This is a genomic window from Massilia arenae (assembly GCF_008014745.1).
Lineage (GTDB): Bacteria > Pseudomonadota > Gammaproteobacteria > Burkholderiales > Burkholderiaceae_D > Telluria > Telluria arenae.
The window spans coordinates 74,098-86,067 of record NZ_VPFD01000013.1; the positions used below are offsets into that span (position 1 = coordinate 74,098).

At 62.7% G+C, this 11,970-nt stretch carries 11 protein-coding genes and 1 tRNA gene; 11 read left to right on the plus strand and 1 reads right to left on the minus strand.

All coding sequences use genetic code 11. The features are described 5' to 3' along the window. From FVD38_RS12855 to FVD38_RS12875, 5 genes are all read left to right on the plus strand, one after another. A complete protein-coding gene (locus FVD38_RS12855) occupies window positions 1–1,413 on the plus strand; it encodes a cytochrome b (protein WP_147935162.1) in 1,413 nt (470 codons plus the stop codon). A 28-nt stretch (window positions 1,414–1,441) separates the two neighbouring features. Further along, entirely contained in the window at window positions 1,442–2,206 is a 765-nt protein-coding gene (locus FVD38_RS12860; RefSeq protein ID WP_147935163.1) for a cytochrome c1, read from the plus strand. 119 nt (window positions 2,207–2,325) lie between these two features. Beyond that, on the plus strand, window positions 2,326–2,937 hold the full coding sequence (locus FVD38_RS12865) for a glutathione S-transferase N-terminal domain-containing protein (RefSeq protein WP_005663771.1): 612 nt from the start codon (window positions 2,326–2,328) through the stop codon (window positions 2,935–2,937). 132 nt (window positions 2,938–3,069) lie between these two features. Continuing rightward, complete coding sequence (locus FVD38_RS12870; RefSeq protein ID WP_147935164.1) at window positions 3,070–3,570, plus strand: ClpXP protease specificity-enhancing factor; 501 nt, start codon at window positions 3,070–3,072, stop codon at window positions 3,568–3,570. 25 nt (window positions 3,571–3,595) lie between these two features. Then, window positions 3,596–3,671 (plus strand) — tRNA-Thr (locus FVD38_RS12875). A 54-nt stretch (window positions 3,672–3,725) separates the two neighbouring features. Here the strand turns inward: FVD38_RS12875 and FVD38_RS12880 are convergent. Continuing rightward, window positions 3,726–4,925, minus strand: coding sequence for a cation:proton antiporter (locus FVD38_RS12880; RefSeq protein ID WP_370660637.1), 1,200 nt, complete (start codon window positions 4,923–4,925; stop codon window positions 3,726–3,728). Between the two features lie 268 nt (window positions 4,926–5,193). On the opposite strand from FVD38_RS12880, the gene FVD38_RS12885 reads away from it, so the two are divergent. The 6 genes from FVD38_RS12885 (at window position 5,194) to FVD38_RS12910 (ending at window position 11,928) form a co-directional block, all read left to right on the plus strand. After that, window positions 5,194–6,444, plus strand: a complete 1,251-nt coding sequence (locus FVD38_RS12885; RefSeq protein WP_147935166.1) for an ABC transporter substrate-binding protein — start codon at window positions 5,194–5,196, stop codon at window positions 6,442–6,444. Between the two features lie 4 nt (window positions 6,445–6,448). Next, entirely contained in the window at window positions 6,449–7,342 is an 894-nt protein-coding gene (locus FVD38_RS12890) for a carbohydrate ABC transporter permease (RefSeq protein WP_147935167.1), read from the plus strand. Continuing rightward, window positions 7,339–8,235, plus strand: a complete 897-nt coding sequence (locus FVD38_RS12895) for a carbohydrate ABC transporter permease (RefSeq protein WP_229493632.1) — start codon at window positions 7,339–7,341, stop codon at window positions 8,233–8,235. Before FVD38_RS12890 ends, FVD38_RS12895 begins: the two co-directional genes overlap by 4 nt. A 13-nt stretch (window positions 8,236–8,248) precedes the next feature. After that, a complete protein-coding gene (locus FVD38_RS12900; RefSeq protein WP_147935168.1) occupies window positions 8,249–9,295 on the plus strand; it encodes an ABC transporter ATP-binding protein in 1,047 nt (348 codons plus the stop codon). A gap of 79 nt (window positions 9,296–9,374) precedes the next feature. Then, complete coding sequence (locus FVD38_RS12905) at window positions 9,375–10,436, plus strand: LacI family DNA-binding transcriptional regulator (RefSeq protein WP_147935169.1); 1,062 nt, start codon at window positions 9,375–9,377, stop codon at window positions 10,434–10,436. 127 nt (window positions 10,437–10,563) lie between these two features. Continuing rightward, window positions 10,564–11,928 (plus strand): GH1 family beta-glucosidase, encoded by a 1,365-nt coding sequence (locus FVD38_RS12910; protein WP_147935170.1) that lies wholly within the window; start codon window positions 10,564–10,566, stop codon window positions 11,926–11,928. The last annotated feature ends 42 nt before the right edge of the window (window positions 11,929–11,970 follow it).

Below are 11,970 nucleotides of genomic sequence, written 5' to 3' on the forward strand. Positions count from 1 at the left end.
ATGGGTGCATTCAAGGAGACCAAGCTGCCGGCCGATGCGCCGGTAGCAGAGAAAGCCCTGGCCTGGGTCGATGACCGCTTCCCCGCATCGAAGCTGTGGAACGATCAATGGGGCAAGTACTACGCCCCCAAGAATTTCAACGTCTGGTATCTGTTCGGCTCGCTGTCGGCCCTGGTGCTGGTGCTGCAGATCGTCACCGGCATCTTCCTGACGATGCACTACAAGCCGGACGCCGCGCTGGCCTTCGGCTCGGTCGAATACATCATGCGTGAAGTCCCGTGGGGCTGGCTGGTGCGCTACCTGCACTCGACCGGCGCCTCGGCCTTCTTCATCGTGGTCTACCTGCACATGGCGCGCGGGCTGATGTACGGCTCTTACCGCAAGCCGCGCGAGCTGGTATGGCTGTTCGGCTTCGGCATCTTCCTGTGCCTGATGGCCGAGGCCTTCTTCGGCTACCTGCTGCCATGGGGGCAAATGTCGTACTGGGGCGCCCAGGTGATCGTCAACCTGTTCGGCGCCATCCCCGTGATCGGCGAAGACCTGTCGCTGTGGATCCGCGGCGACTACGTGGTCTCCGACGCCACCCTGAACCGCTTCTTCGCCTTCCACGTGATCGCGCTGCCGCTGGTGATCATCGGCCTCGTGGCTGCCCACCTGACGGCGCTGCACGAAGTGGGCTCGAGCAACCCGGACGGCATCGAGGTCAAGGAACACCTGGGCCCGGACGGCCATCCGCTCGACTCGATCCCATCGCACCCCTACTACACCACCAAGGACTTGTTCGGGGTGTCGGTATTCCTGCTGCTGTTCTCGGCAGTCGTGTTCTTCGCACCAGAGATGGGCGGCTACTTCCTGGAGTACAACAACTTCCTGCCGGCCGACTCGATGAAGACCCCGGCCCACATCGCGCCGACCTGGTACTTCACCCCGTTCTACTCGGTGCTGCGCGCCACCACGGCCGACTTCATGTACGTGCTGATGGCCGGCGTCGCCCTGTACGTGGCCTTCATCTGGCTCAAGTCGCGCCTGGCCTTCCGCACCAAGGCGATCATCGCCGTGGTCGGCCTGCTGCTGGTGATCGGCATGCTGCCGCAGGTGCTGGATGCGAAATTCTGGGGCGTGGTGCTGTTCGGCTCGTCAGTGATGATCATCGCCGGCCTGCCATGGCTCGACCACTCGCCGGCGAAATCGCTGCGCTACCGTCCGAACTGGCACAAATGGGTGTACGCCCTGTTTGCACTCGTGTTCGTGACCCTCGGCTACCTGGGCACCCAGTTGCCGACCGCCGCGTTCACCCTGATTTCGCAAGTGTGCACGCTGGCCTACTTTGCGTTCTTCCTCCTGATGCCGTGGTGGAGCACGATGGGCACCTTCAAGCCGGTGCCGACCCGTGTCACCTTCACCCCGCACTGATCACCGGACAAGAGCACAAGGACACGACATGAAATTGTTTGCAAAGAAACTGATTGCAGTCCTGGCGCTGGTGCCGGGACTGGCTTTCGCCGCCGAAGGCGGCATACCACTGGACCGTGCACCGGACCGCAACGACATGGCCTCGCTGCAGAATGGCGCCAAGATCTTCGTCAACTACTGCCTGAATTGCCATGCGGCGGCCTCGATGCGCTACAACCGCCTGCGCGACCTGGGCCTGTCGGAAGACCAGATTCGTGACAATCTGTTGTTTTCTGCCGACAAGGTCGGCGACATGATGACGACGGCGATGCGCCCGAAAGATGCAGCGGCCTGGTTTGGCGCAGTGCCGCCGGACCTGTCGGTCATCGCGCGCGCAAAAGCCTCGCCGGCCGGCTCGGGCGCGGATTACCTGTATACGTATCTGCGCAGCTTCTACCAGGACGAAACCCGCCCGACCGGGTGGAATAATATGGTGGTGCCGAATGTTGCGATGCCGCATGCGATGTGGCAGCAGCAGGGGATTCGTACCGCCAAGTTCGCCGAGGAAGCCGATCCGCATGAGCCGGGCAAGATGGTGCAGAAGTTCGCCGGCTACGAGCAAGTGTCGCCGGGCACCATGAGCGAGCAGGAGTTCAACGCAGCCACCGCCGACCTGGTCGCGTATATGGTCTGGATGGCCGAGCCGGCCCAGGCTACCCGCAAAAAGCTGGGCGTGATCGTGCTGCTGTTCCTGTCCATATTCGTCTTTTTGACCTGGCGTTTGAACGAATCGTACTGGAAAGAAGTGAAGTAATTCGTTTTCCTTGCCCGGTTGGCTATAATACGGGCAATCATTTTTCTGGGGTGAGTGTTAGGGAGCCACTAAAGTTCCCCTGGCGCTACACCCCTTTGTTTCTTAAGGAACTATAAACCATGATGGTTCTCTACTCCGGCACCACGTGCCCGTTCTCCCAACGCTGCCGCCTCGTCCTGTTCGAAAAGGGCATGGACTTCGAAGTGCGCGACGTCGACCTGTTCAACAAGCCGGAAGATATTTCGACCATGAACCCGTACGGCCAGGTGCCGATCCTGGTCGAGCGCGAACTCATCCTGTACGAATCGAACATCATTAACGAGTACATCGACGAGCGCTTCCCGCACCCGCAACTGATGCCGGCCGACCCGCTGATGCGCGCCCGTGCCCGCCTGATGCTGTTCAACTTCGAGAAAGAGCTGTTCGTCCACGTGCACACGCTGGAAAGCGAGCGCAACAAGGCGAACGACAAGAACCACGACAAGGCCCGCGCAGAAATCCGCGATCGCCTGACCACGCTGGCTCCGCTGTTCCTCAAGAACAAGTACATGCTGGGTGACGAGTTCTCGATGCTGGACGTGGCGATTGCTCCGCTGCTCTGGCGCCTGGACCACTACGGCATCGAGCTGTCGAAGACCGCGGCGCCGCTGATGAAGTACGCCGAGCGTATCTTCTCGCGTCCGGCCTACATCGAGGCGCTGACCCCGTCCGAGAAAGTGATGCGTCGTTGATGTGTTCTGGGGTGGGATGCTTTTGCGTTCCGCCTCTGTTCGCTGTATCGCTTCACACGCGCCGGTTTTGGACGTCCGTCGGACGATTCCGGTAAACTGGCGCAAACGCCTGTATTTCTAGACAACATCACCATGGCAGAGATCTCCACCAAACCCTACCTGCTGCGCGCCATCTACGAATGGTGCACGGACAGCGGCTTCACGCCCTATATCGCCGTCAAGGTCGATGGCGGGACGACCGTGCCGATGGAATATGTTCGCAAGGGCGAGATCATCCTGAACATCAGCTACGGCGCGACGTCGGGGCTGAAGATGGACAACGACGCGATCCACTTCCGTGCGCGCTTCAATGGCGTGTCGCGTGAGATCTATATCCCGGTTCATAACGTGTTGGCGATTTATGCCAATGAGAATGGGCAGGGGATGGCGTTCGAGGTGGGCGCGGTGCCTGAGGCTGATGAACAGTCGTCGGGTGCTTCCGTCGAGAGTGCGCCGGCTGCGCCTGCCTTGTCGGCGGTGCCGTCGAAGGGTGTGGATTCGCCGGTGGTGGCGGATGCGCCGCCTACTGTTCCTGGCGGGGATGATGAGCCGCCCAAGAAGGGTGGACGTCCGACCTTGACCCGGATCAAATAGCGTATAATCGTTGTCTTAAGGTCATGCCGACTTAGCTCATCAGGTAGAGCAGTTGATTTGTAATCATCAGGTGGCGGGTTCGAGTCCTGCAGTCGGCACCAGTTATTCAAGCCCAGTCCTCGTGACTGGGCTTTTGTTTTATGGGCGGCTATCGCTTATCTTGCCTTCAGCAATAGCTCTGTCCCCTGCCGCAGCTTGGGATACACCACCGGAATCGTCATCATCGTGCTGCCGATCGCCATCAGCAGCAACGCCGTAAACGTCTCACTGGTGATGACGCCCTTGTCGAGCAAGATGTTCGAGAAAATGATCATGATCAGCGCCTTGGTCTGCAACAACCATCCAATGATCGACGCCTCTTCCCTGCTCCAGCCAAGAATGCGTCCCGCGATGCGCACGCCCATCAGCTTGCCCGACACCGACGCCGCCAGCAACACCGCCGCGGCAATGAACACCGCTGCCCCACCAACCGCCCAATTGGTGCGCAATCCCGTACTCAAGAAATAAACAGGCATCAGCACCAGCAAGACGTTGTGACGCAAGAAATCGAGCTGCTTCTGATCAAACCAATCCGCATCCATCACCGCACCCGCCAGGAACGCCCCCACCATATAGTGCAGCCCCGCCCAATCCGCAGCAAACCCGCAAATCACCAGCCACACCAGCATCACGAACCACCGATCCCGCTCCGGGATACTCACCATCAAGCGCCGGAACAATTTGGTCGCCACGATAAACACCAGGAAGAACCCCAACTGACGCCCCACCCGCTCCCAATCGAGCAGGATCAGCGCCAATACGCCCCAAATGGCGATATCGTCCAGGCTCGCATACCGCAAAATCCTCTGCCCCAGCGGCTGTCTTAAAATCTCCAGCTTCTCCATCAGCAGGATCAGGATAGGCAGCGCGGTCACCGCACAAGCCATCCCCACCCCAAGCACGAACTGCCATCCCTGCGCCTGCGGCCCGATCCAGCCAGCAAATCCCAGCATTCCCGCCGCCACCACGCTGCCAAACACTAGCGGCACCCCCAGCGCCAGCCCGGCCGTGATGCTGCTCTCGCGCCGATGCTCCCACGCCTTCTTGAGATCGAGCTCGATCCCCGCCAGCATCACGAAGATCATCACCGCCCACCAGGCGATTCCGTTCAGCGATTGAATGACCTGGGGATTGAAGACGAAGCTGTAATACTCCGGATACGCCTTGCCCAGCACGCCAGGCCCGAGCAGCACACCGGTAATGATCTGCACGATGACCAGCGGCGCCCAGTAATCGGTATTACCGAGCCGCCAGATCAGATAGGGGACGGCGAAGATCAGCAGCATCGCGATCAGGTAAATCTCGGTGGTGGCCATTGCGCTGTGCATGGTCGGTCTCTCGGATAATTATTATGATGATGAGGTCGCCACACGACGGCATAGCGATACCCCTAGCTCCCCGGGAGTATCCTCGTAAATATGAAGCATAAGCAACGCCCAACCTGAATCATTCCTGAAGATTCATGCCAAAATGACATATTGCAAGTTTAATTTGACCCTGAATTAACGCGATGCTATAGTCGGGCCAAGCCGATGGTAACGTTTCCAAACTTACCAAAACAATAACGGCATTAATGGAGACAAGATGGTCACACCCCGCAACCTGGCTGCAGCCCGCGCATGGCTGTGCGCCGCTGCTTTCGCGCCAGGCTTCGCACTGGCCAACGCTGCCGCGCCCAAGGCGGAAGTCATCCATTGGTGGACGTCCGGCGGCGAATCGAGCGCCGTCAAGCAGGTCGCCCAGGCCTACCGCGCCGCCGGCGGCGTGTGGATTGACAGCGCCATCGCAGGCGGCGACCAGTCGCGCGCCGTCACCATCAACCGCATCATCGGCGGCAACCCGCCGACCGCCGCCCAGTTCAACACCTCCAAGCAGTTCACCGACGTCATCGAGCAGGACATGCTCAATAACGTCGACCTGATCGCCAAGGCCCAGGACTGGGACCGCATCCTGCCCGAGCCGCTGATCGACGTCATCAAGCACGACGGCCACTACTACGCGGTGCCGCTAAACATCCACATGCAGACCTGGATCTGGTACTCGAAGGCCGCCTTCCAGAAGGCCGGCATCGACAAGGAACCAGCCAGCATCGACGAACTCTTCGCCGCCCTCGATAAACTGAAAGCCGCCGGCTTGGTGCCGCTGGCCCACGGCGGCCAGTCGTGGCAGGAGACCGTGCTGTTCTCGGCCCTGCTGGCCAATATCGGCGGCCGCGAGTTGTACTTGAAAGTGATCCGCGACCGCGACCAGGCCACCATCCTGTCGCCGCAGTTTCGCAATGTGCTGCTCACCTTCAAGCGCATGAAGTCCTATGTCGATCCCGGTTCGCCCGGCCGCAACTGGAACGACGCCACCGCGATGCTCATCAGCGGTAAGGCCGGCTTCCAGGTGATGGGCGACTGGGCCAAGGGCGAGTTCACCAATGCCGGCCAGCTGCCCGGCCAGCACTATGGCTGCATCCCCGGCCTCAAGCCCGACACGCCCTATCTGATGCAGGGCGACGTCTTCGTCTTCCCACGCACGAACAAGGCCGACGCGATCAAGGCCCAGCAGCTGCTGGCCAACGTCGTATCGCAGCCCGCGCTGCAAGTCTCGTTCAGCAAGCTGAAAGGCTCGATCCCGGTGCGTACCGATGTCGACGCGTCGCAGCTCGACCTGTGCGCGCAGAAGGGCATCGAGATCATCAAGGACCGCAGCCGCCAGCTGGGCGTCACCGAGGTCTATCTGACCCCGGACCAGAACGGCGCCATGCAGGACATCCTGACCGCCTACTGGAATATGGACATGAACGTCGACCGGGTCCAGCGCAGCATCGCCAACGCCCTCAAATACTGACGCCATGCTCGCCCAACGCCTCCACGTCCGCCTCGCTCCGCACTTCGCCCTGCTGCCGATGGCGCTCGTGGTACTGGGCGCCTACATCGGCGGCGCGCTGTGGACCCTGCGCACCTCGTTCACGGCCTCGCGCACCTTCCCGTCCGATAACTTCATCGGCGCGGCGCAGTACGTGCGCCTGTTCGACAACGAGCGCTGGCTGCTGTCGCTGCATAACCTCGCCATCTACGGCGTCGCCTTCATCGTCGCCTGCATGGTCATCGGCTTCCTGCTGGCCGTCTTCATCGACCAGAACGTCAAGGGCGAAGGCCTGCTGCGCACCGTGTTCCTGTACCCGTACGCGATGTCCTTCATCGCCACCGGCCTCGTATGGCAATGGCTGCTGGCGCCCGGCAGCGGCATCGAAGGCGCGATGCGCCAGATGGGATTTCCAGGTTTCTCGTTCGACTGGATCGTGCACCAGGACCTGGTGATCTACACCGTCGTCATCGCCACCGTGTGGCAGGCCTCGGGCCTGGTGATGGCGCTGATGCTGGCCGGCCTGCGCGGCATCGATCCCGAAATTTACAAGGCCGCGCGCCTGGACGGCATCCCGGCCTGGCGCGTGTATTTGCAGATCGTCCTGCCGATGCTGGGGCCGTCGGTTGCCACCGTGTTCCTGCTGCTGGCCACCGCGGTCGTGAAACTGTTCGACGCCGTGGTCGCGATGACCCAGGGCGGGCCCGGCATCGCCAGCGAAGTGCCGGCCAAGTTCATCATGGACCACCTGTTCCTGCGCTCGAATATCGGCCTGGCCTCGGCCGGCGCGGTGACGCTGCTGCTCCCGGTGCTGGCCCTGCTCGCGCCCTATGCCTATGCCCGCAGCCGCCGCGCGCGCCTGAATGGGGGCCACGCATGAGCCACCATTCGCTGCAGGCGATTGCGCCACCCATACCTGGCCACGCCACCCAGACCGCGCGCCGCAAGCGCCTGTTCACGCCCGCACGCCTCGGCGTCTATGCCTTCCTGTTCAGCGCCGCCCTGTTCTTCTTGCTGCCGCTGTACGTCATGATCATCACCTCGTTCAAGCCGATGGACGAGATCCGCATGGGGAACGTGTTTGCCCTGCCCGCTGCCGCCACGCTCGAGCCATGGCGCACGGCCTGGGGCGCGGTCAGCCACGGTTTCTGGAATTCGGTGGCGATCGCCGTGCCCAGCACCGTGATCCCGATCCTGCTCGGCGCCGTCAACGGCTATGCGCTGTCGTTCTGGCGTCCGCGCGGCGCCAACCTGCTGTTTGGCGTGCTGCTGGCCGGCGCCTTCATTCCGGTGCAGGTCATGATCTATCCGCTGGTGTGGATGATGGCGCATGCCGGCGTGTTCGGTTCGCTGCCGGCGATCGTGGTGGTCCACGTCATCTTCGGCATGCCGCTCATGACGCTCCTGTTCCGCAACTACTATGCCTCGGTGCCGCACGAACTGTTCCAGGCCGCGCGTATCGACGGTGGCGGCTTCTGGCGCATCTTCATCCAGGTGATGCTGCCGATGTCGCTGCCAATCATCGTCGTGGCCGCGATCATGCAGGTCACCGGCGTCTGGAACGACTACATCCTGGGCCTGGTGTTCGCCGGTCGCGAGAACCTGCCGATGACGGTCCAGCTGAACAACGTGATCAATACCACCACCGGCACCCGCCTGTACAACGTCAATATGGCCGCGACCATCCTGACGGCCGCGGTGCCGCTGGCGATCTACTTCATCTCCGGACGCTGGTTCGTGCGCGGCATCGCCGCCGGCGCCGTGAAAGGCTAGGGTCAAACTCGCTATGTCGAACGTCCACCTGCGCAAACTGTGCATCACCCGCGGCAGCAACGAGATCATCCGCGATCTCGACCTGCAGATCGAGCCGGGCGAATTCCTCGTGCTGCTCGGCCCTTCGGGCTGCGGCAAGTCGACCCTGTTGCACAGCATCGCCGGCCTGATCGACCTGTCCGGCGGCGCAATCGAGATCGGCGGGCGCGACATGAGCTACGCCGACCCGAGCGAGCGTGGCATCGGCATGGTGTTCCAGTCGTATGCGCTGTATCCGACCATGACGGTCGAGAAGAATATGTCGTTCGGCCTCAAAATCTCCGGCACGCCGAAGGCGGAAGTGCAGCGCCGCGTGCGCAAGACGGCAGAGATGCTGCAGCTCGACGCCCTGCTCCACCGCAAGCCATCGCAGCTCTCGGGCGGCCAGCGCCAGCGCGTTGCCATCGGCCGTGCGCTGGTGCGCGAAGCCGGCGTCTACCTGTTCGACGAGCCGCTGTCGAACCTCGACGCCAAGCTGCGTGCCGAACTGCGGCGCGAACTGAAACTGCTGCACCAGACGCTCGGTTCGACCATGATCTACGTGACCCACGACCAGGCCGAGGCGATGACGCTGGCGACCCGCATCGTCGTGATGCAGGGCGGCCGCATCCAGCAGATCGGCACGCCGGCCGAGGTGTATGACACGCCGGCTAACCGCTTCGTGGCCGGCTTCCTCGGTTCGCCGTCGATGAATTTCATTGACGGCAGCGTCGATGCGCACGGCCGCTTCAGCGCCGGGGCAATCACCTTGCCATTCGCAGGCGGTGCGTCGGCCGGCGCGATAACGCTGGCCGCGCGTCCGGAACACATCCACATCGACGACAACGGCCCCTTGAGCGCGACGGTCACCCTGGTCGAACCGATGGGCAATCACCAGGTGGTGTGGCTCGACTGTGGCGGCCAGGCGCTGTCCTGCATCGAGCACGATGGCCGTTCGTTGGCATCCGGCCAGGCGGTACGCTTCGCGATCGATGCAAGCCGTGTTTCGTTGTTCGATCCTAAAAATGGACAACGCTTATGACGGATGGGTGCCATCCGCACGCGGATGCAGTATGCTTGACGGTTGTTTTGATTAACTCATTGAACGGATAGGATCGCGGGTGGCGACAATCAAGGACGTAGCGCGACTGGCTGGAGTAGGTCTCGGCACCGCCTCGCGTGTGGTCAGCGGCAAGGGCTCGGTATCGCCGGCCACGCTCGAACGCGTGCGCAAGGCGATCGACGAGCTGGGCTTCCGGCCCTCGCACGCGGCGCGCGCCCTGCTGTCCGGCACCAGCCGGATGGTCGGCGTCTACATCCCCGTGTTGTCCGGCACCTTCTACACGCCGATCCTGCAGATCATCGACACCGAGCTGCGCGCGGCCGGCCTGCACATGGTGGTCGCCTTCGGCGTCGGCCTGGGCGACGCGCGCAACCAGGCGATCGAGGGCATCGAGTTCCTGATCGAGCGCGGCTGCGATGGCCTGATCATGATGACCAGCGCCCTGCTCGACGAAGACATCGCCGCTCTCGGCGGCAAGCGGCGCCTGATCGTCGCGTTGAACCACGACTTCAAGGACATCCCGGAGCAGTGCTTCACGGTCGACCATGCGCAGGGCGGCCGGCTGGCGGCGCAGACCCTGCTCGAGCATGGCCACCGCGACATCGCCGTCATCGCCGGCCCCAGCGCGCTGGTCGACAACGTGGCGCGTATCGACGGCTTCATGCACGAGCTGAAAGCCAATGGCGTCGACACCGACAAGGTGTGGCTGGTCGAAAGCGACTTCTCGCCGCAGGGCGGCTGGCATGCCGCCAAGGCCCTGGTCGAATCGAAGACGCCGTGCACCGCCCTGTTCTGCGCCAACGACGAGATGGCGGTTGGTGCCCTCTCCTACTTCCAGGAGGCCGGCATCAGCGTGCCGCGCGACCTGTCGGTGATCGGCTACGACGACACGCCGAGCGCGCAATTCTCGGCGCCGCGCCTGACCTCGGTGCACATGCCGTGGCGCGAGATGACGCAGAACGGCATCAACGCCCTGCTCAACCGCTGCTACGACCTGAAGCGCCCGGTGGCGCGCAGCTTCCCGGTCGACGTGACCATGCGCGCCTCGCTGGCCAGGGTCGGCGCCAAGGCGAAGAGCGACAAGAGCGGCAAGAGCAAAGGCAAGAGTAAAAGTGAGTGAGGCGTGTTTGCCTCATCCATGGCCGCGTGCGGCCATTTTTTTGGCGCCAGACTGGAAAGCTTTCCAATGTCTTGTTAAGCTGTCCCAAAATTTAATTGAGTACAACACCAAAACCTGAAGCGAGACCATGACCACTGCCAACCGACCCGAGCCTTCCGCGCCGCAGCGCAGCGATTTCGCCCGCGATTTCCTGTGGGGCTGCGCCACCTCGTCGTACCAGATCGAAGGCGCCGGCCGTGAAGACGGCCGCGTGGAATCGATCTGGGACCGCTTCGCCGCCACCCCCGGCACGATCCGCGACGGCTCCGATGGCCTGGTGGCCTGCGACCACTACCACCGCTGGCCGGAAGACTTCGACATCGCGCGCGGCATGGGCCTGAACGCCTACCGCTTCTCGTTCGCCTGGCCGCGCATCTATACCGGCGTGAATGGCCAGCCGAACCAGCAAGGCCTGGACTTCTATTCGCGCCTGGTCGACGGCATGCTCGAACGGGACCTAGAACCATGGGCCACCTTGTACCACTGGGACCTGCCGCAGGCGCTGCAGGATGCCGGCGGCTGGGAAAACCGCGCCACCATCGACGCCTTCCTCGAGTACACCGACGCCATGACGCGCACGCTGGGCGACCGGGTCAAGCACTGGATCACCCACAACGAACCGTGGTGCACGGCCATCATCGGCAACTTCGAAGGCTGGCATGCGCCGGGCAAGACCGACCTCAAGGCCGCGCTGCAAGTCGCGCACAACGTCCTGGTCTCGCACGGCAAGGCAGTGCCGCTGATCCGCGCCAACGTACCGGATGCGAAAGTGGGCATGGCGGTCAGCCTGCACCCGCTGCGCGCCGCCAGCGACAGCGCAGAAGACCAGGCTGCGATGGAGCGCCACGACGGCCTGCGCTACCGCTGGTTCCTCGACCCGCTGTTCGGCCGCGGCTACCCGGAAGCCACGCGCGAACGGTTCGGCGCCGCGGCGCCCGACGTCGAACCTGGCGATATGGAAGCGATCGCCATCAAGACCGACTTCATGGGCGTGAACTACTACTTCCCCGAGGTCATCAAGCACGAAAAAGGCCACGCGCCGCTCGACGCCAAAGTACTGCCGACCACCAGCGGCGAGATCACCGCGATGGGCTGGCCGGTGTCGCCGGAAGGTTTCACTGAACTGCTCACCCGCATCGAGAACGACTACCAACCGGGCCCGATGTACGTCACCGAGAACGGTTCGGCCTTCGAGGATAGCGTCGGCCCGGATGGCGAGATCGACGACGTCCAGCGCCGCCACTACCTGATGCGCCACCTGGCCGCCATGAAGGAGGCAATCGACCAGGGCGCGCCGATCAAGGGTTATTTCGCCTGGAGCCTGCTCGACAACTTCGAATGGGCCGAAGGCTATCTGCGCCGCTTCGGACTGGTGCACATCGATTACGCCACCCAGCAGCGCCGCCTGAAGAACAGCGGCAAATGGTATGGTTCCTTCCTGCGCCAGGAATGAGCTTTCACGAATAAGCGTTTACTTCAACGAACAATAAAGCGA

Coding starts and splice junctions, on each gene's coding strand:
- FVD38_RS12855 (WP_147935162.1), top strand. CDS start 1: ATGGGTGCATTCAAGGAGACCAAGCTGCCGGCCGATGCGCCGGTAGCA.
- FVD38_RS12860 (WP_147935163.1), top strand. CDS start 1,442: ATGAAATTGTTTGCAAAGAAACTGATTGCAGTCCTGGCGCTGGTGCCG.
- FVD38_RS12865 (WP_005663771.1), top strand. CDS start 2,326: ATGATGGTTCTCTACTCCGGCACCACGTGCCCGTTCTCCCAACGCTGC.
- FVD38_RS12870 (WP_147935164.1), top strand. CDS start 3,070: ATGGCAGAGATCTCCACCAAACCCTACCTGCTGCGCGCCATCTACGAA.
- FVD38_RS12880 (WP_370660637.1), bottom strand. CDS start 4,925: ATGGCCACCACCGAGATTTACCTGATCGCGATGCTGCTGATCTTCGCC.
- FVD38_RS12885 (WP_147935166.1), top strand. CDS start 5,194: ATGGTCACACCCCGCAACCTGGCTGCAGCCCGCGCATGGCTGTGCGCC.
- FVD38_RS12890 (WP_147935167.1), top strand. CDS start 6,449: ATGCTCGCCCAACGCCTCCACGTCCGCCTCGCTCCGCACTTCGCCCTG.
- FVD38_RS12895 (WP_229493632.1), top strand. CDS start 7,339: ATGAGCCACCATTCGCTGCAGGCGATTGCGCCACCCATACCTGGCCAC.
- FVD38_RS12900 (WP_147935168.1), top strand. CDS start 8,249: ATGTCGAACGTCCACCTGCGCAAACTGTGCATCACCCGCGGCAGCAAC.
- FVD38_RS12910 (WP_147935170.1), top strand. CDS start 10,564: ATGACCACTGCCAACCGACCCGAGCCTTCCGCGCCGCAGCGCAGCGAT.